Source organism: Evansella sp. AB-rgal1 (genome assembly GCF_041820985.1).
In the GTDB taxonomy this organism is placed as follows: Bacteria; Bacillota; Bacilli; order Bacillales; family Salisediminibacteriaceae; genus Evansella.
The window spans coordinates 51,039-70,016 of record NZ_JBGUAU010000019.1; the positions used below are offsets into that span (position 1 = coordinate 51,039).

The following is an 18,978-nucleotide window of genomic DNA, read 5'->3' on the forward strand; positions in this document are numbered from 1 at the left end:
TCTCATTCACGCACTCATAATCTCAACATAGAGTGTGTACTCTGAAATTTTCACTATCATGGACTGAAAATGCGTGGGTTCATGGTAGCAAACTTATCTAGTATGAATAACTTTGATGGTTTATATTCCACGCACTTTCCTAGGGGGTCTGCCGAGCTACCTTCGAGTGCAAGCACCCTACGTCATCTCCCCTCTGGGTCTACTTCTCACAGGAGTCATGCTGGCTTGCGCTCATTTTAGATGTACTAATATACTTCATAACGTATTTTCATCACCATGGTGCAAATTACCACTTGGAGGGAGGTCTCCCAAAAAATCAAATCATTTCTTTGACTATGGACATTAACGAGTTTTTCTGCTTATTTTTCAATTTTTCATATGTTTTTTTAAAGTGAATGGATTTATCTGGGGATAATCCATTTGCTGTTAATTCTTCTTGTAATTGATCGTATTTATGCTGAAATCGTGTGTCAATTTCGTTCTCTAATGATTGGGCAGCTCGATAATATGTTCGATAGAAATAAAGATAGGATATTCGTTCATCATTGTTTCTTTTGCTTTCATAATCAGCTATTGCCTCCGTTACAAGCTCATCTAATTCCAGTTTTGCTTCCTCTTCTAATAAAGTGAATTTTTCTTCATAAGAAGCAATAATTTTGGATGCAACATATATCTCATTTTGAAACAGGATCAATTCATGGATAGAGATTGGATTATCGTTGCTAGAAAAGTTACTTTCTAATTGATAGGACTTTGTTGATGCTAAACTGTCATCTGGGAATGTCTGCAAAAATAAAAAGAGTAGTGTTAGAAATAGGAAAGTTTTTTTCATGTTATTTACCACCTTTTTCTAGAAGTACTATCATCGTTGACAGTTTTGATATAATTTACACATAAACTTAACGTGTTAGCGAGAGAGGACGTTTATGGTGATTCAAAATGTAAAGCAACCTGTAACACCGAGATTTTTTATATTATATGTTTTTCCATTATTAACTTGGGTAGGTCTCATATATTTTTCATCATCTCAATCGTATGAAGACCAAAATGTTCAACCTATTCTAGAAGACTTTCCTTTAGAATGGGTAGAAAAAATAGCGGAGCCAATTTCATTTACATATGGAGACTCTGTTATTAGCTTAGAGACGAGAACTCCTGCTGCATTTGTAGAATTCTTTCTTCGGAAAGGAGCTCATCTTTTTGCCTTTGCAGTAATGGGGCTATTAGCATATCGAGTCTTTGATTTTTTTATTAGAAAAAGGAGATATTCGGCCATCACAGCTTGGCTATTTGTAACTCTATATGCATCTATTGATGAATTTCGACAGCTTCTTCATCCGAACAGAACGGGAATGGTAGAGGATGTTATTCTAGACTCTGTAGGAGGCATGCTTGGAATTAGTGCTATTATCATTTGGAGAAAGTGGAGAACAGCAAGAAGGGTGCAGAGACAGACTAGTTCTTAAATATAACGATGCATAAACTTTACTACCACTGGAAGTACAACACTACTTTTCAGTGGCTTTTTGGTAGAGAGTGCCGTGGCAATGCTAGCTTAAATGAAGAAAGTCTCTACCCTGAAAATACGTGTATTAAGCTATATAGTAATACTAACTTTGTTTGCTTGTATTCCATTCGCTACTGTCCACTCCTTTCCGTGGGGAGTTGCCGAGCCTCCTCGCAGAATTCCGCCTAAGTACATGCCCACGTCCTGTGGGCAACGGCGTCATGTCGCCATCCTGGCTCCGTTCTGTGGTGTCTCGCCTTTACTCTGCTTCCCACAACAGGAGTTCGTGGACTTACGCTCATTCCATATAAAGTTGATGTTACTAAAGCATCTAATAACGTATTTTCATCCGCTTTGGTGAAAATAATCACTTTCTTTGGTGTCCTCCCTTACCAGCTTCGACGAGATGTCAAAATAAATCTACTATTTTGTCGTCTCGTGGAATTCATATTTTTCCATTTTTCATATATAATGGGTACAAGATAGGTTGGGGAGGGATTACATGAAAAACGTCTTTCTTTTACTTTTAGTCACAGTGATCAGTAGCTTCTTTCTTTTTGGTTGTTCAGAAGAAGAGGAGGAGAAAATTAATCCTGAAGACACCCTTAGTCATTACATAGAATCATGGGAATCACATGAGTACGGTGGGATGATGGAGGTATTAAGTGAAGAATCTCTAGCGGAGCTTTCAGAGCAAGAGTGGTCGCTCCCAGAGAGAATGGAGAAAGTGTATGGAGATTTAAGTGTAGACTCTATTGCTGTCAGCTTTGAATCACGTAATTTTGAAGAAGAAGAACTAGATTTCGAGGAAATAGAAGAACTTAGATATCTAATAGATGTAACGATGTCTTCCATTGCAGGTAACCTTCGTTATGAGACGGAAGTTATACTAAAAAAAGTAATAGAGTTAGATGAAAATGAGGAAGAAATCGAAAGTTGGACCGTGGATTGGTCCCCTAGTCACTTATTCGTAGGATTAGAGAAACCAACCGATGGAATAACAATTCAATCTTCAGATCCAGAGCGAGGACAAATTTTTGACAGAAACGGAAATGGCTTAGCGATTAATGGTGAAATATATCAAGTAGGATTTTTCCCGGAAATGATAGAAGATTTTGACGACGCCACGGAAAGAGTAGCAGAGCTATTTGATCTGGATATAGAATATGTGCAAAATATGGCCAACCAATACCCGAACAATCCAGGCTGGTTTGCACCTGTACAAAGTATGCCACTATCAGATGAAAGAAGAATGGCACTGCAGCAAATAAAAGGTGTGCAGGTGAATCGAGTTTCAGGAAGAGAATATCCTCAAGGAGAATCTTTGTCGCAATTAGTGGGATATATCGGAGCTATTACTGCGGAGGAATTGGAACAATTTGAAGGTCAAGGATATCATGCTCATTCTAACATTGGAAAACGTGGGCTAGAGAGTGTTTTAGAAGAACGTTTAAGAGGTGAACGTGGAATTACTATTTCTACAGTAGATGAAGCAGGAAATACAAGACATGTAGTGATAAAAAAAGAACCTGTTGATGGAGAAGATATTACTTTAACAATTGATGCAAAGTTACAAGCGAAACTTGCAGAGACGATTGGCGATGAACAAGGTTCTGCCGTTGTAATGAATCCAACTTCTGGAGAAGTGTTGGCATTATTAAGTGTTCCTTCTTATAACTCAAACTATCAATATCTACGAATGAAGGATCCAAGAACAGCAAACTTAGAAGATATGAATGTACTTTTTGAACGTAGATTTCAGAATGCTTATTCTCCAGGCTCTGTATTCAAGCCAATTACTGCTGCTATTGGTATAGAAGAAGGAATGTTGAATCCAACAGAAGAACTCGAAATCACAGAAAAACGATGGCAGCCAAATGATAGCTGGGGAGATTATCGAGTTACCCGGGTTACTGATACGGTTACTTCTGTTGATTTGAAAACAGGAATGAAGTTTTCCGACAATATTTATTTTGCACAAAAGGCATTGGATATTGGTGCAGATACCATGGAAAGTTGGGCAGAAGCGTTTGGCTTTGGAGAACCAATTCCATTTGAGTTCCCTATGTACTCATCATCGATAGCAAATGATGGGATTAATTCAGAAATATTACTAGCAGATACGGGATATGGCCAGGGGCAAGTTCAAATGACACCGTTACACTTAACTGCCTTATACACAATGTTTATCAATGAAGGTTCCATTGTTCAACCATTTTTATATAGTGAGGAAGCAGCAAAAGGGGCGTATTGGAAGGAAAACATAATCACAGCGGACACTGCTGCAACAATCTTGGAAACAATGATTGCGGTAGTAGAAGAACCAAATGGAACAGCTCATAGACAAGGGGTAAACCATTCAAGAGTGATTGCGGGAAAAACAGGAACTGCAGAACTGAAGGATACGTTAGAAAGTGAAGATGGAAAAGAACTTGGATGGTATGTTGCTTTAGATTACGAGCAAAAGGATATTCTAGTCACCGTTATGATCGAACATGTTGAAGAGCTTGGTGGTAGTGGTTATGTAGTAGATTTAGTGAATGAGTTTTTAAGTCTTATAGATTAAATTTAAATCTTTTTGATGTGTCTCATTAAGTTGGTTAGCTGAGTGTAAGCAACAACATATCCACTGCCTAGAATGTCTGACAGAGGTCGGTGAATTGGCTTGTAGAATAGAGGAGGATTCAAAAAGTAATAAAGAGCGCGCTTAAGGAAGTTAATATAAATTTTCCCGTGCACTCTGATAACAGCTTTTGGATCTTCGTCATTTTTCTTTTTTGCTCTCTTTTGTTACTCCTATTTTTTGGGTATAATAGTAAAGTGGTAGTATTGGAGGTGCATGAAATTTGAGAAAATGGATAGGTATCGTTCTTATCTTAACTAGTTTCTTCTTTTTAGGTATTGGCGGATATCAATACTTTGAAATGAATGCCAAACAAAATGACGCGTTAAAATCTGCTCAAAGCATAGTATATGCAGATAGAGCTAGCGATAGAGAATTCTCAGATTTTGAAGGTGTTATACGAGACTATGACCCAGCTGGTGGGGATGTAATTGGGTTGTTACGAGCCCCAAAATTAAATGAGGAATGGCCAGTAGTGGAAGGTACGAGCGATGAGGATTTAAAAGCTGGTGTTGGACATTTTATAGGAACAGGTTTTCCAGGAGAAGCACGGCAAATATTACTTTCAGGACATAGAGATACTGTATTTCGTAATTTAGGTGATTTAGAGATTGGTGATATCGTGGAAGTGCAACTAAGTTATGGAACGTTTCAATATGAAATAGAAGAAACTTTCATTGTAGATGCTGATGATCGAACTGTTATCGATTATTCCATCGATGAAGAAGTATTGACTATTTCTACGTGCTATCCATTTCGTTTTGTAGGAGATGCACCAGAACGTTATATTATCAATGCGAAGCCGTTGAATAGATGAATAGATAGTCAGAACAGGGAATAAATCTGAAATTTGTTACTTATTAAAAAGGTAAGGACTAATCAGTCTGAAATTCAGACTGATTAGTCCTTTTATTAATGTATTTAATTCCCTTGAAGTGGATATTAAGAATATGTTAAGAATTATTTTGGAAATACTAGTTACAAAGAGTAAGGGGTATAATGAAAACGAGTAGTATCGAAAGAAAGTGGTGATGGAAACTATGAAAATTCGTAAAGCGATTATTCCTGCAGCTGGATTAGGAACGCGTTTTTTACCAGCTACTAAAGCTCAACCGAAAGAAATGCTTCCAGTTGTGGATAAACCAACGATTCAATATATTGTTGAAGAGGCTATTCAATCTGGAATCGAGGATATCATCATTATCAGTGGTCGAGGAAAACGGTCCATTGAAGATCATTTTGATACTTCGTATGAGCTTGAGGAGACCCTATTGAAGAAAGGGAAAATAGCCGAGTTAAAGGAGATGCAGGCGATATCAAGTCTTGCTAATATTCATTATATTCGACAGCGAGAACCGAAAGGACTAGGGCATGCAATTTTATGTGCAAAGAGCTTCATTGGGGATGAACCTTTTGCTGTTTTGTTAGGAGACGATATAATACAAGGGGATGTTCCTTGTATTAAGCAATTAATAGAAAAATATGAAAAACAACAGTCTGCAATTGTTGGTATTCAAGAAGTTCCACAAAACGATGTTACGAAATACGGTATGCTGATCTCACCAGAAAAAATGGAGGATCGTTTATATTCATTTAACGGAGTAATAGAGAAGCCAAAACTTGAACATTCCCCCTCAAATTTTGCTGTTTTAGGAAGGTATATATTAACGCCAGAGATTTTTTCAATCTTAGAGAGAATACCTTTTGGTGTTGGTAATGAACTTCAACTTACAGATGCAATTCACGAGCTAAGACAAGGTCAATCTGTTTATGGATATGTATTCGAAGGAAAAAGATATGATGTAGGTGATAAACTAGGGTTCATTAAAGCTACATTAGACTTTGCTTTACAACGTGAAGAATTACGTGCAGATGTTTTACAATTCATTAATGAAATAAAAGAGACATGTAAAGGATAAGTTATCTACGTTTATATTCCATTAACATTTAATATTCCTAAGGGAATATGTACAAAATGATGGAACAAAAACTATAACATAGCTAACCCGTATGAAATCATGTATATTACCTTGATTTCATACGGGTTATTTTTACTATTCGTACGAAAAACATTCGTTATTGAATACTTTAGCCTCTAGTTTAGAAGGGATTAAATTACTCCTTAGGAGCGTGCTAACTCTCTTTCTACTGACTTTAAAATAGAGTCTAGTTCCCTTATCTCTGGTTCGTTGGCTATAGAAAATTCTTCAAGTTCACGCCTAAATTGTGTTACTTGGCTTTCCAAACTGTCCACTATCGCTCCTTTATTACTTTCTTCAATAGAAGAAGCGATACGTAACCGAGTTTTGTATTTGTCCAGTTTTGTTTCAATGATGTGCTTTCTTTTTATTATTTCGTCTTTTCTTGATTGTAACTCTTGTTTCCACTGAGTTAACTCCTCATTTCTTGATGTTTCCATATATGTAACCTCCATTAATCTCAGAATTGTTATCTTATTATCTCATGATATTAGGACGAATACAAAAATTCCACATCCATTCATTGATTCAACAAACCTCGAGTTTTTATGAGAAAAAACAAAAAAATCGTTCAATATAGTGAAAAGTCCGATTTTTTTTTTGGATTATTGTGGTATTTTAAAGAAAAATGTAGTTTTTCGGAGGCATAAAGAATGAAGGATATTAAATGGGGATCTCCTTTAAGTATTGCGTGTTTAGGTATATTCCTAATTGGGTTAGCGAAATTAGTGGACGTAATCTGGAAGTATTTTCTAAGCTTTGGATAAATGTTAAAAGAGAGAGGGGAAGCGATGGTGAAAAAAGCATCAGTTCTATTAATCATAACAGCTATACTTTTTACATTTCTATTTAATAATCCAGATGACAACATAGTATCTGCAAGTAGTGTTGATCAAGGAGAGATCACTGCAACTTCTCTTAATGTAAGAAACCAACCTAATACAAATGGTAGAATAATAGCGAGTCTAACAAGAGGATCGAAAGTAGATTTATATGAAAGATCAGGCAGTTGGTACATGATTAAAGTAAATAATCAGTGGGGTTATATCCATGGTGACTTCGTTAAGGTAGTGAAAAGTAATATCTCAGAAATTACAGGTAGTGGAGAAGTAACCGCCACTAGGTTAAATATTCGATCCAGTGCTAATACTAATTCAGGTGTTATTGGTAATTACTCAAGAGGAGCAAGAGTTGATCTATACGGTAAAACAGGCGACTGGTGGAAGGTAAAACATAACAATCAATGGGGATTTATTCATAGTGATTTTGTAAGAGAAATCCAACAACAGCAAACAATTATACATACGTCTATCAATTCCTCCGTAAACCAGGGGGAGGTAACTGCAACGCGATTAAATGTAAGACAAAGTGCTAGTACGAATTCTCACGTTATAGGAAGTGTTACTAAGGGTGCAAAAGTGGAATTACATGAAAAAACAGATCAGTGGTACAAAATAAATCTGAACAATGCTTGGGGTTATGTTCATGGAGATTTCATTAAGCTAATACCTACTAACACAAATACTCCACCGAGTTCCCAAACTTCTGATTCAATAATAGAAACAGGAGATGTTACTGTAGCTCGCTTAAATGTAAGGGAAAGCAATAGTACTAGTTCCTCTATTATTGGTAGTTTAATAGAAGGTGCTAAAGTAGATATATATGAAAAAGCTGGTGTTTGGTCCAAGATCAAGATTGACGAAAGTTGGGGCTGGATTCATAGCTCGTATGTAAAGGTAACGAACCAATCACAAGAAAGTCTACCAGTAATTTCAGACAACCTAAGGGGGAAAACAATATTTATTGACCCGGGGCATGGTGGAAGAGATCCAGGGGCCTTTGTGAACGGTATTGGTGAAAAGGTATTGGTGCTTGATATATCAAATAAATTAAAAACGAAGCTAGAACAAGCTGGAGCTACGGTTATCATGAGTAGAGTCGATGATACCGCGCTATCACTTAGCCAGCGTGTAAATAGGGCGAACAACTCGAAAGCTGATATCTTTATCAGTGTTCATCTGAATTCTTGGTCTGGAAGTTCTGCTAGTGGGGTAGAGACTTTTTATAATTCCGTCCTTGCAGGATCAAATAGTCAAAGACTTGCAAATTTAGTACAATCTCAACTAGTGAAAGGTTTACATTTAAGAGATAGAGGTATAAGGGATAGTAACTTACAGGTTATTCGATTTACAAGGATGCCATCAATCCTCTTAGAACTAGGATTTATGACAAATCCGTCTGATTTTCAGAAAATAGTGAATGAGCAGGATGCATTAGTTAATGAAATATATAATGGGATCGATTTGTATTTTAAGAATTAGAAATGAAAAAGAGAAGCAGTCCTTAGATGTAGGGGTTGCTTCTCTTTTTGCATGAATGAGATTCCTCTTATTTTCTAATTCTATTCGTTTATTGTGGTTGTTTCTTCTGTATCGGCTACTTCAATAGCTTTCTCTAATCCTAAATGAACTCTTAATGCATGTGATATTTCAGCAACGGATTCATCTTTTAATTGAAAGTAAGCTATTGAATTTATTCTTGTGTTATTTCCGTCAAAAGCTAATGATTCTATTTGACCTAACTTTGGAGCATAACCATGAAGTGCAAGGATATTTCCAAAACTTAGATTGGTTTTTAGGTGATCCTCCAAACTGTCCATTAAGCTACCAAAACGAGTAATAGTAGTTAAAGAGGCTCCTTTTTTAATTGTAGATTCTAATACTTGTTTTTGTCTTTCTCCTCGTCCTAAATCTCCAAGAGGATCTTGCTTTCTCATTCGAACGTAAGCAAGAGCTTCTTCTCCATTTAATGTCTGTTGACCTTCGTAAATAGTGATTGCCCCTAATTCGTCATTGCTGTTCATCTCTGAAAAAGTGAAAGGTACGTCAACTTCAATTCCACCAAATGTATCGATTATTTCCATAAAAGCATCGAAATTTAGTGTTACAAAGTAGTCAACAGGTAAATTCAATAGATTCTCCACTGTACTTATAGTTAAGTCAATTCCTCCAAATGCGTGAGCATGATTAATTTTGTCAAACCCTCTGCCAGGTATCTCGACATATGAATCACGTGGAATATTTAACATTTTTACAGATCCGTCTTTTTCATTAAAAGTTGCTAGAAGCATAGCATCGGATCTTCCTTTTAAACTACCACTTCGATCATCTAATCCTAGAAAAAGAATGGAAATATTATCTTTACTAGGGTTTACAGCTTGTTCTCGAATAACGGAACGGTCTCCTCGTTCTAATTCTTGTTGGGCACTGCTAGTAACATTAGCCATCTTTGAAAACATATATGTTCCATAGCCACCAATTGCAAGGAAAAGAATTAGAACAAAAAGGCCCAGACGTTTAAATTTGTTTTGTTTTTTCTTGGCTTTTTTATTATTCTTTATATCGATTCGAGATTGATTCATTAAGTAAAACTCCTTTACCCCTTATTTTCACAAAACTATACTCCTTAGTAATAGACGGATAATTCGTGTGAAAGGATTCATTTTTATTGATATTCTGAGACTTTCTATTAAACTTCTATAAGTATTTTACAAAAAACTACAAGGATTTAAAGTAATTTGTAGAAATATAACATTTCTATTTTACTTTAAAAGACCTAAAAGGTAAATTGTAAGTTTTGTTAATCATAATAAATCTAAGTAGGCATAAAGTATTGAGTTTAATTAACACTAGTTATATAGATACGTTTTGGCATACATCACCTAAATAATGGGGAAAAGTAATGTTTACAGATGAATATACAAGATATTACAATAAAGTGGAAACATTTCTAAATTAATTTAATAATGTTTCTTCGTTCCAAATACATGACTTTTGATTCATATAATGGAATAGTCCAATACGCATTTAGAACCGATTAGTTAAAAAGTTGTATTTTGTGTCCATTACTTTATTTTTTTTTTTTTTTTTTAGGGGGGGAGTCGTGATCAAAAATATTGATGCTACACCTAATTCATTAGCTGTTAATGAAAACAGTACTGATAATGTAAAAGTTACTTCTGTATATGAAAATCAAAGTAATATAGATACCGAACATCTTTCTCCTGAAAGTATGCGTGATGACTTACTTGGAAAAATAGAGAGTAATATAAATGACAGAGAGCACGTATGGAGTCCTGAAACGGAAAGGTTAGTACAACAAATAAGTTTGCGTTACGCACATGAGATTTTAAATGCATTAACTCCAGTTTACGGAATTTTACAGATGTTATTAACAGACCAAGAGGGAGTTAAAAGTCTTGAAAAGAAACAAGTGCTTCTCCAAATTGCCCAAGAGGAAATAATGAAAGGGAAGAATCATGTGAATGACTTTTTGACTATTAATTATCAATCAACTCCGAAGCCTCAATGGATGAATCTATTTGATTTGAAATTATATATTAAAAACAAGATTCATAGACAGTCGCCAGAGTTTATTCCTCATATTCATTTTGAAGTAAAGGGAGACGGTGCGAAGGAGATTTATGTAGATATAAATCAATTAAGGATTATCATTACATTAATTATAAAAAAATGGATTGACTTTGCAGCGGAGCCGTCTGTTATTTTTGTAATCTTTGAAACAGATGATGATAGTTTTTCGCTTCATATGTCCTTGAGTGAAGTCGACAATATGACAGAAATGAAAGATGACGAATTCTTATTTTACTTGCACTTGATTAATAGAAGTTTAGAAAGAAATGATGGACAATTACTCGTTTCTGAGGGATTGACTTTACAGTACGAGATTCCTAAAAAAGTAGACGAAGAAATTGCCATATTAGACACGTAAAAAACAAGCTTCCTAATTTCAAGTAGGAAGCTTGTTTTTATTATGTCTACCCTCGAAAATACCTGCTACTACATATTCAATTTCTTAAGAGGGTATTTGTAGATGCTTCTAATACGATGTACTCTTTTCTAAATAGTGTAATTTTACTTTTTCAATCTTGGCTTGTCCGCTTGTTAAGTTTGTGATCCATTCCTCGAAAGCATCTTCTTGTCCAACTAATACATACGTTTCAATTTGAACTGTTTCGAGGTAGTGAATATCTTTTATTTCATACGGAGAAGAGTGGAGTTCGTTTTCCACTTTTCCAAGAAAATGATAGTCGATCGTTGTTTTATAGTGTTGTGTTAAACATCGTTCAACAATGCCAGTATGTGCTAGTCCTTCGGAAGTTGCAGTACTGTAAGCGCGGATTAATCCTCCAGCGCCTAGTTTTATTCCACCGAAATAACGAGTTACAACCACAACAGTATCTTTTAGCTTCCGCTGTTTTAATACTTCTAACATTGGTACTCCAGCTGTTCCAGAAGGTTCTCCATCATCATTTGCTTTTTGAATTTGGTCATTCTCACCTATCATATATGCTGAACAATTGTGGTTCGCATTCCAATGTTCCTTTTTTATTTTTTCAATAAATTGTTGTGCTTCTTCCTCTGAAGTTACTCTATTTACAAATGTAATAAATCGTGATCGTTGGATCGAGATTTCGTGTTCTCCGTATCCTTTTACAGTAAAGTAAGACGATAGCATATGCCCAGTCCTCTCTCTCTATTATGTAGCTTTATACTATATTCTAGAAAAAAGTTTCTAAATATAGGAATAGCATATTAGTTGTTAGGTCAAAATACCTACATAAAACCGAGACTTTCGCCATGATCTTATTTTTTGCCTCCGTGTATTTCAACCATATATAAAAAATTAACGTCAATTTCTCTAAATTTAATGTAAGATGTATACATAGCGCGTGTCAAGAATACATCATAATTGATTAGAATGGAAAGAAAAGATAGAAAGTACCCCCACAATGTTGAGAAGTGTTTCGAATAATTTATGTGGTCTTTTGATCGTACCTATTTTTCTGAAGGTATCATATGTAAACCGAGTGATATTAGGTATGTCTAAGATCAAGAGCACTCTTTAAAAAAGAAGTTTACATATTGGATTCTGTGACGCTTCTCTTGTGGTGGTAAAATGGGTTTGGAAGTGAACCGGCTCCACTATGTAGCTTATAGTTAGAATACTTTCAACCTAGTATATTATTTATTGGACAAGTATATGTCTAAGCCATTCTACATTACAACGGAGTTGGTTGAAAGTGGGGAATTCATATGTCTAGTAATCAGTATTCTATTGAAAAAGTACTAGAGAAAATGATGGAAACTGTTGGTGACAGTCGAGAAAAGATATTTGAGATTGGCGAAGACTCTCGTGGTGAATATAACTTATTGAAACGAGAACTAGAAAATATTCAATCAAATGTTATTGAAATAATTAATAAAAATGAAAAAATGGAAGTACAGTCTCGTTTTGCGAGAAATCGACTAGCTGAAGTAAGTAAGTATTTCAATAAATTTACTGATGAAGAAGTAAGAAAAGCGTATGAACAGGCAAATGATTATCAAGTAAAGTTAGCTGTTTTACGCCAAGAGGAAAAGCAACTAAGGGAAAGAAGAGACCATATAGAACGTAGGTTAATTAAGCTGCAGGATACAATTGGACGAGCTGAAACCCTAGTAAACCAAATTAATGTGGTTATAAATTATTTAACTGGTGATTTAAAACAAGTAACAGAGATGGTAGCAGATGCAATGGAAATACAAAAATTTGGCTTAAAGATTATCCAAGTTCAGGAAGAGGAAAGAAAACGTCTTTCTAGAGAAATTCATGATGGTCCAGCACAGATGATGGCAAATGTACTGCTTCGATCAGATATAGTAGAACGCATCTATACCGAAAGAGGACCTGAGGAAGCGATGAAGGAAATTCGAGACCTTCGTGTTATGGTGAAGGACTCTTTATCTGAAGTGAGACGCATTATTTATGACTTGAGACCAATGGCACTGGATGATTTAGGACTAATCCCTACGTTAGAAAAGTATTTACGCTATATTCAAGAGCATGTAAAAGCGACAATAACATTTAAAAGTTTTGGAAAAGAGAGAAGAATTCCATCTGATATGGAAGTAGCTATCTTTCGATTTGTCCAGGAAGCAGTTCAAAATGCAAATAAACATTCGGAAGCAAAGGAAATTGCTGTGAAGGTAGAGTTAAAGCTTAACGGTGCTACTGCTATCATCAAGGACGATGGAAAAGGTTTCAATACAAATCTAAAAAAAGAAGGTTCTTTCGGCTTATTAGGAATGAGAGAGCGTGTGAATATGTTAGATGGAGAGTTGAGTATTCATTCCAATCCGGGCAGAGGAACCCTTATCATGGTACAGATACCAATAAAGTCCAATTAATTAGTAAAAAAGAACTGTTTTTTATAAAGGTGCATCATATTATTATTCACTGTTATTTTTCCGGTATAGTAAGTAGTAGAAGAAATGAAGCGCACATGTATAATACATAATGGTTAATGGGAGCCAGGGGAGGAAAAAAGAGATGGAGAAACAAATTAAAATTGTCTTAGTTGATGACCATCAGTTATTTCGTGAAGGAGTAAAACGAATTCTTGCAATGGAACCATCCTTTGATGTTGTTGCAGAAGGAAATGATGGAGATGTAGTAGTAGATTTAGTAAGGCATTATCAGCCTGATGTTGTCCTCATGGATATAAATATGCCGAATGTAAATGGTGTTGAGGCCACAAAAATGTTAGTTGAAACGTTTCCGAATGTAAAAGTTTTAATACTTTCTATTCACGATGATGAAACGTATGTAACTCATGTTTTAAAAACAGGTGCTACGGGCTACTTGTTAAAAGAGATGGATACAGATGCACTGATCGAAGCGGTGAAAGTAGTTGGAGAAGGTGGTGCTTACATTCACCCGAAAGTGACACATAATCTAATTAATGAGTACCGCCGTTTAGCAAGCGATAATGAATCGGATTCGGAAATTGGTTTCAGAGAAGTAGAGTACCGTCGACCTCTACACTTATTGACTCGTCGAGAGTGTGAAGTTCTTCAACTAATGACAGATGGTAAGAGTAATCGCGCAATTGGAGAAGCTTTATATATTAGTGAAAAAACAGTGAAAAACCATGTGAGTAATATTTTACAAAAGATGAACATGAACGATCGTACACAAGCGGTAGTGGAAGCGATCAAAAATGGGTGGGTAAGGGTAAATTGATTTATGTTGGAAAGCCAATCTCCTTAATCTAGGAGGTTGGTTTTTTTTGTTGTTTAGAAGTTTCTATATTTGTGCTGGATGTCCGTTAAGTTTAGGGGGGAATGATGGTGAGGAGTGTCAATATTCGACAAATTGTTAGAAAGCAATGCTCAATTGTTAGAAAAGAACACCTATTTGTTAGAAAGCAACGCTCAATTGTTAGAATATGTGGCGCAATTGTTAGAATCCAACCACCCATTGTTAGATTTACCTTTTTCAAATCCCCTTAGACTACATGTTTGCTATTTAATCTCTGTTTTACATAAGACCTTTGTATGTTGTCGTATTTTTCCTGTAAATATATGACTGAAATAATAGACAAACCTATTCACTATTGATACTATAAATTTACAGTTAATAGACATAATACGAATTTATAAATAATTACTTAATTTTAAATTTTAACGGAAGAAGTGAACTATCCATGAGTAAAGTCGCAGTAGTTACCGACAGCACCGCATACATACCAAAAGAGATGCGAGAAAAAAATAATATTCACATGATTCCTTTAAATGTCATCTTCGGGGAAGAAGAATATAAGGAAGAGCAAGAGATAACCGCAGAGCAGTTTTATGAGCAAATGAAAAATACAGAAAATCTTCCCAAAACTTCGCAACCAGCCATTGGATTTTTTGAACAAAAATATGAAGAGTTGAAACAAGATTACACAGACATCATTGTCATCACGCTTTCGAGCGGTATTAGTGGAACATACCAAACAGCACTTAGTGCGGCTACCATGGTTGAAGGCGTGAATGTTCATGCGTTTGATACTGAAATAAGCTGTTTCGTTCAAGGCTTTTATGTGTTGAAAGCAGCTGAACTAGCACAAAGCAATTATTCCGCCAATGACATCATCAATAAACTTCATGAAATGAAACAAACATGCCGTGCTTATTTTATGGCAGACGATCTTAGTCATCTTCATCGTGGTGGACGCCTAAACGGTGCTCAACTTATCGTAGGTAGCCTATTGCAAATAAAGCCAGTGCTACATTTTGAAAACAAGGTGATTGTACCATTCGAAAAAGTTCGAACATCCAAAAAAGCGATCAATAGAATTTTTGATCTTCTAGATGAAGATGTAAAAAGCGGTGAAGCATATGACATCACTGTTATCCACGCGAATAGAAAAGAAAAAGCAGAAGAATTGGCATCAACTATTCGCAACAAATACCCGAACACCAATGTAACGGTAAGCTACTTCGGTCCAGTTATCGGAACACATCTTGGCGAAGGTAGTTTAGGTATTGGTTGGGTTAAGCAATAAAAAACACAAGCGGGGTTCCAAAAACAACTCCGCTTACTTAACATCCTCATTAGTGAATCCTCTTGTTAATCAACCCCTATCACCTCATAAAGGAGAATATAATATGCTTTTTTATCCGCTCAGCTTTCACAAAGTCCGTGAGTTGTTATCTTTGTGTTCCTACACACAGAAAGAAGCTTTCCTTCAAGTTTTACCATATGAACATCCGCAAAATGCATCACAACTTTGGCTTCTACCTCAATTACCTCGGCACGAAAAAGATGAAACATACTCTGCAGCCTATCAACTTCTTGATCACACGATAGAACCGAAACCTCTGATTCACCTTCAAAATGACCTGAAACAAATCTACTTCCCACCACCGAATTACTTGTACCCGTATAACGAAGAACTGAAAAGTTTTGCACAACATCGAAGACTGCTACTTGATGAGCTCCCGTTTTCCATTAAAGAGATATACGATCATGTTAAAAACGGTTTCCTAACATATCAACATGGGATTATTCAAAAAGGGAAGGGATACGAATGTCAACGATGTGGCAACTCAGATTCTTCCTTGTTAGCGACATTTTCTTGTTATCGGTGTAAAGGAAGCTGTGTGTATTGTCGGAGTTGTTTAATGATGGGGCGCATTTCAAGCTGTACACCACTACTAACGTGGAATGATGTAGAAAATGTGAATGAAACTTCCCATGAATTAGGCTGGGAAGGAACGTTATCTCCCTATCAAGAAAAAGCATCTGAAAAGTTATGTGATACGATCGAGGATTTTTTTGCTGGAAAAAATACATCTTCTTTTTTCTTAATCTGGGCGGTTTGTGGTGCGGGCAAAACAGAGATGTTGTTTCATGGTATTGCTCTTGCATTACAAAAAAATCTCCGTGTTCTTATTGCCACGCCTCGAACCGATGTAGTGTTAGAGCTAGAACCACGTATTAAATCAGCTTTTCCGAAAACGAAAGTTATCGCGCTGTATGGTGGGGCAGAAGATAGGTTTACAAATGGTGAGTTAGTAATAAGCACCACTCATCAACTTCTTCGTTTTCACAAGGCATTTGATCTCGTTATCATCGATGAGGTTGACGCCTTTCCATTTACAGTAGATAAAAAGCTTCGATATGCCGTATCACAAGCAAAAAAAGAGCGAAGTTTAACGGTGTTTGTTTCTGCCACCCCTGATGAAAAAATGAAATGGGAAGCGAAAACGAAAGCAATCTTGTCTGTAAAAGTAGCTCGTCGTTATCATAAACACCCACTTCCTGTACCGAAGTTCCAATGGGCGGGGCAATGGGATAAAACGTTGCAAAAAAGGCGAATTCCATCAACACTATTTCGTTGGTTGTTGCAGCAAATGGATAGAGAAAAGCAAGTGTTTTTGTTTGTACCTAGCGTGAAGGTAATGGAGCAAGTCGTTGTCATCCTCCGTGATGAATTGGATTCGGTGGTGGAGGGTGTTCATGCGGGAGATGAGGATCGACGAGAGAAAGTTATGGAATTTAGAAAAGGGAATACCCGTATTTTAGTGACGACGACCATTTTAGAAAGAGGGGTAACGGTGAAAGGAGTCCAGGTAGCTGTGTTAGGTGCAGAAGACAGAATTTTTACCGAATCAGCACTTGTTCAAATTGCTGGGAGAGTGGGCCGGAGTCCAGAGGAACCGACTGGTGATGTGGTGTTTTTTCATTATGGGAAAACAAAGGAAATGGTTCAAGCGGTGAAGCACGTTAAAATGATGAATGATCTGGGAGAAAGGGAGGTGTAAGTGTTGATGAGTGAGCAGAGGTGTTTATGGTGTCTAGAGCATTTCGCGGTAGCTTTTTCCTGGTCGTGGGTTGTAGGTGGGGGCACAGGGAAACTTTGCAATGAATGCAACAGTAAAATGGAGAAGATAACGAGCGTTATATGCAAAGAGTGCGGACGACCTAACATAGGAAATGTGAAGATGACAGGGGAGGCCCAGTGTTCTGATTGCATGAGATGGTCGGCGATTCCCCCTTGGAGTAGCCAACCTTTTTTGCATCGAGCGCTTTACATATATAATCCATTTATTCAGGAGTTCATTGCTCGATATAAGTATCGAGGAGATGTGGAACTGGCAACTCTTTTTGTCGACGATTTAGTTTCGTTAGCGAGGGAAATGGGAGGATTCGATATAGTTACCACTATTCCGTTACGAGAAAAACGAGAGTGGGAAAGAGGATTTAATCAAGCTGATGTGTTAGCAGGGAAGTTTCGGATGGTGGAACCACTATTGAATAGGGTGAAAAATTCAGAGGATAAGCAAAGTAAACGAACGAGGGAAGATAGGTTAGCGGCGTTGAGTGGTGCCTTCGCTTTACGTGAGGATGTAGAGAGAAGTTCCCTTGTTGGAAAACGGATTTTATTAGTAGACGATATTTATACGACTGGTGCCACGTTGCGGAGTGCGGGTGCGACTCTTTATAGTATGGGAGCGAAGAGTGTTGCTGCCGTTTCTGTTGCGAGATCCATTGGGGCTTCTGGGGAGAAATAGCAAGGTTGGTCTTGATTAGTTCATGATGACCGAACTAGATGGAAGATATGGATTTGGGTTATCTAGACTTCTGCATCATTCTACTTTGTGCTAAATCTATTCGTTTTGACCTATTAACTAATTTATTTTTCTGTCGATATAATAAGAAAGAAATAGGTGGGGGAGAACCAAATGGCAGAGTTAGCTAATTGTTCTAGTTGTGGAAAGGTATTTGTGAAGGCATTGCGTCCTATATGCAATGATTGTAATAAAGAAGTGGATGGTAAGTTTCAAATCGTGTATGACTATTTACGGAAGCGAGAAAATCGAAGTGCTTCTCTTCATGAAGTTCATAAGGATACAGAGGTAGAAATAGATCTTATCTATAAATTCATCCGAGAGGGAAGAATCCATTTGCGTGATTTTCCTAATTTGGGGTATCCGTGTGAAAAGTGTGAAGCGCTGATCCGAGAAGGAAAGCTTTGTACGGATTGTCAAAATGATATTCGGTCGGGTTTAAATGGATTGAAGAGTCAGAAAGAGTTCGAAGATAGAAAGAAGAGTCGAGAAAACCAGAGAATTACTACGTATTCTTCGTTGGGAGATCGATTAAAACGGTAAAAAGAAAAAACAGTTAAATAGAAGGGCGTTTTTACCGATATACAAGATGGATTGTGTATAATATGTTGAATGTATATAAAAGGAGGTTGCGATCGTGAAGATTAATCCTATTTATTCTTTAAACGCTTATCGAAAGCAACAAGAAGTTAGTTCAAAGAAGTCGACTGAACTCCAGAAGAAACATGATCAATTGGAGATATCATCTGCTGCCCAAAATATGCAGAAGGTAAATCAATATGCCATTGATAGACAAGAGAAAATTGAAAAGATTAAAGATCAAATTGAACAAGGTACATACAAAGCCAATGCCCATGAGACGGCGAGAAAGTTTTATGAGTACTGGAATGAGTAGAGTAACCACAT

At 36.5% G+C, this 18,978-nt stretch carries 18 protein-coding genes; 13 read left to right on the forward strand and 5 right to left on the reverse strand.

The window, feature by feature from the left end; all coding sequences use genetic code 11:
• Positions 1–316 precede the first annotated feature (316 nt).
• Positions 317–832, reverse strand: coding sequence for a hypothetical protein (locus ACERII_RS16450; protein ID WP_373643808.1), 516 nt, complete (start codon positions 830–832; stop codon positions 317–319).
• Between the two features lie 94 nt (positions 833–926).
• On the opposite strand from ACERII_RS16450, the gene ACERII_RS16455 reads away from it, so the two are divergent.
• Positions 927–1,466 carry a VanZ family protein gene (locus tag ACERII_RS16455; RefSeq protein WP_373643809.1) on the forward strand — a complete coding sequence of 180 codons (540 nt, stop codon included), beginning with the start codon at positions 927–929 and terminating at the stop codon, positions 1,464–1,466.
• A 226-nt stretch (positions 1,467–1,692) separates the two neighbouring features.
• On the opposite strand, the gene ACERII_RS16460 is transcribed toward ACERII_RS16455, so the two are convergent.
• Positions 1,693–1,878, reverse strand: a complete 186-nt coding sequence (locus tag ACERII_RS16460) for a hypothetical protein (protein WP_373643810.1) — start codon at positions 1,876–1,878, stop codon at positions 1,693–1,695.
• 131 nt (positions 1,879–2,009) lie between these two features.
• Here ACERII_RS16460 and ACERII_RS16465 point away from each other — a divergent pair, with 131 nt between their 5' ends.
• The 3 genes from ACERII_RS16465 to galU all read left to right on the forward strand — a co-directional run bounded on the left by ACERII_RS16465 (position 2,010) and on the right by galU (position 6,049).
• Positions 2,010–4,073: a penicillin-binding transpeptidase domain-containing protein gene (locus tag ACERII_RS16465; RefSeq protein ID WP_373643811.1), complete on the forward strand. Its 2,064-nt coding sequence runs from the start codon at positions 2,010–2,012 to the stop codon at positions 4,071–4,073.
• A gap of 280 nt (positions 4,074–4,353) precedes the next feature.
• Complete coding sequence (locus ACERII_RS16470; RefSeq protein ID WP_373643812.1) at positions 4,354–4,947, forward strand: class D sortase; 594 nt, start codon at positions 4,354–4,356, stop codon at positions 4,945–4,947.
• A gap of 223 nt (positions 4,948–5,170) precedes the next feature.
• The gene (gene galU, locus ACERII_RS16475; protein WP_373643813.1) at positions 5,171–6,049 is read left to right on the forward strand and encodes a UTP--glucose-1-phosphate uridylyltransferase GalU; all 879 of its coding nucleotides are present in this window, start codon (positions 5,171–5,173) and stop codon (positions 6,047–6,049) included.
• A 203-nt stretch (positions 6,050–6,252) separates the two neighbouring features.
• Here galU and ACERII_RS16480 read toward each other — a convergent pair whose 3' ends face one another.
• Positions 6,253–6,549 carry a hypothetical protein gene (locus ACERII_RS16480; RefSeq protein WP_373643814.1) on the reverse strand — a complete coding sequence of 99 codons (297 nt, stop codon included), beginning with the start codon at positions 6,547–6,549 and terminating at the stop codon, positions 6,253–6,255.
• Positions 6,550–6,903: 354 nt separating this feature from the next.
• On the opposite strand from ACERII_RS16480, the gene ACERII_RS16485 reads away from it, so the two are divergent.
• The gene (locus ACERII_RS16485; RefSeq protein WP_373643816.1) at positions 6,904–8,430 is read left to right on the forward strand and encodes an N-acetylmuramoyl-L-alanine amidase family protein; all 1,527 of its coding nucleotides are present in this window, start codon (positions 6,904–6,906) and stop codon (positions 8,428–8,430) included.
• Between the two features lie 80 nt (positions 8,431–8,510).
• Here ACERII_RS16485 and ACERII_RS16490 read toward each other — a convergent pair whose 3' ends face one another.
• Complete coding sequence (locus tag ACERII_RS16490; RefSeq protein WP_373643818.1) at positions 8,511–9,530, reverse strand: LCP family protein; 1,020 nt, start codon at positions 9,528–9,530, stop codon at positions 8,511–8,513.
• A 521-nt stretch (positions 9,531–10,051) separates the two neighbouring features.
• Between ACERII_RS16490 and ACERII_RS16495 the strand changes: the two genes are divergently transcribed.
• Entirely contained in the window at positions 10,052–10,900 is an 849-nt protein-coding gene (locus ACERII_RS16495; RefSeq protein ID WP_373643819.1) for a hypothetical protein, read from the forward strand.
• A 108-nt stretch (positions 10,901–11,008) separates the two neighbouring features.
• Here ACERII_RS16495 and ACERII_RS16500 read toward each other — a convergent pair whose 3' ends face one another.
• Complete coding sequence (locus ACERII_RS16500; RefSeq protein ID WP_373643821.1) at positions 11,009–11,647, reverse strand: YigZ family protein; 639 nt, start codon at positions 11,645–11,647, stop codon at positions 11,009–11,011.
• Between the two features lie 578 nt (positions 11,648–12,225).
• On the opposite strand from ACERII_RS16500, the gene ACERII_RS16505 reads away from it, so the two are divergent.
• The 7 genes from ACERII_RS16505 to flgM all read left to right on the forward strand — a co-directional run bounded on the left by ACERII_RS16505 (position 12,226) and on the right by flgM (position 18,967).
• Positions 12,226–13,359, forward strand: a complete 1,134-nt coding sequence (locus tag ACERII_RS16505; protein WP_373643822.1) for a sensor histidine kinase — start codon at positions 12,226–12,228, stop codon at positions 13,357–13,359.
• Between the two features lie 142 nt (positions 13,360–13,501).
• Positions 13,502–14,194 carry a response regulator gene (locus tag ACERII_RS16510; RefSeq protein WP_373643823.1) on the forward strand — a complete coding sequence of 231 codons (693 nt, stop codon included), beginning with the start codon at positions 13,502–13,504 and terminating at the stop codon, positions 14,192–14,194.
• A gap of 463 nt (positions 14,195–14,657) precedes the next feature.
• Positions 14,658–15,503 (forward strand): DegV family protein, encoded by an 846-nt coding sequence (locus tag ACERII_RS16515; protein WP_373643824.1) that lies wholly within the window; start codon positions 14,658–14,660, stop codon positions 15,501–15,503.
• Positions 15,504–15,606: 103 nt separating this feature from the next.
• Entirely contained in the window at positions 15,607–17,265 is a 1,659-nt protein-coding gene (locus ACERII_RS16520) for an ATP-dependent helicase ComFA (protein ID WP_373643826.1), read from the forward strand.
• Between the two features lie 6 nt (positions 17,266–17,271).
• Positions 17,272–18,015, forward strand: a complete 744-nt coding sequence (locus ACERII_RS16525; RefSeq protein WP_373643827.1) for a ComF family protein — start codon at positions 17,272–17,274, stop codon at positions 18,013–18,015.
• A 171-nt stretch (positions 18,016–18,186) separates the two neighbouring features.
• Positions 18,187–18,615: a TIGR03826 family flagellar region protein gene (locus ACERII_RS16530; protein ID WP_373643828.1), complete on the forward strand. Its 429-nt coding sequence runs from the start codon at positions 18,187–18,189 to the stop codon at positions 18,613–18,615.
• A 94-nt stretch (positions 18,616–18,709) separates the two neighbouring features.
• Entirely contained in the window at positions 18,710–18,967 is a 258-nt protein-coding gene (gene flgM / locus ACERII_RS16535; protein WP_373643829.1) for a flagellar biosynthesis anti-sigma factor FlgM, read from the forward strand.
• Positions 18,968–18,978: the final 11 nt, after the last annotated feature.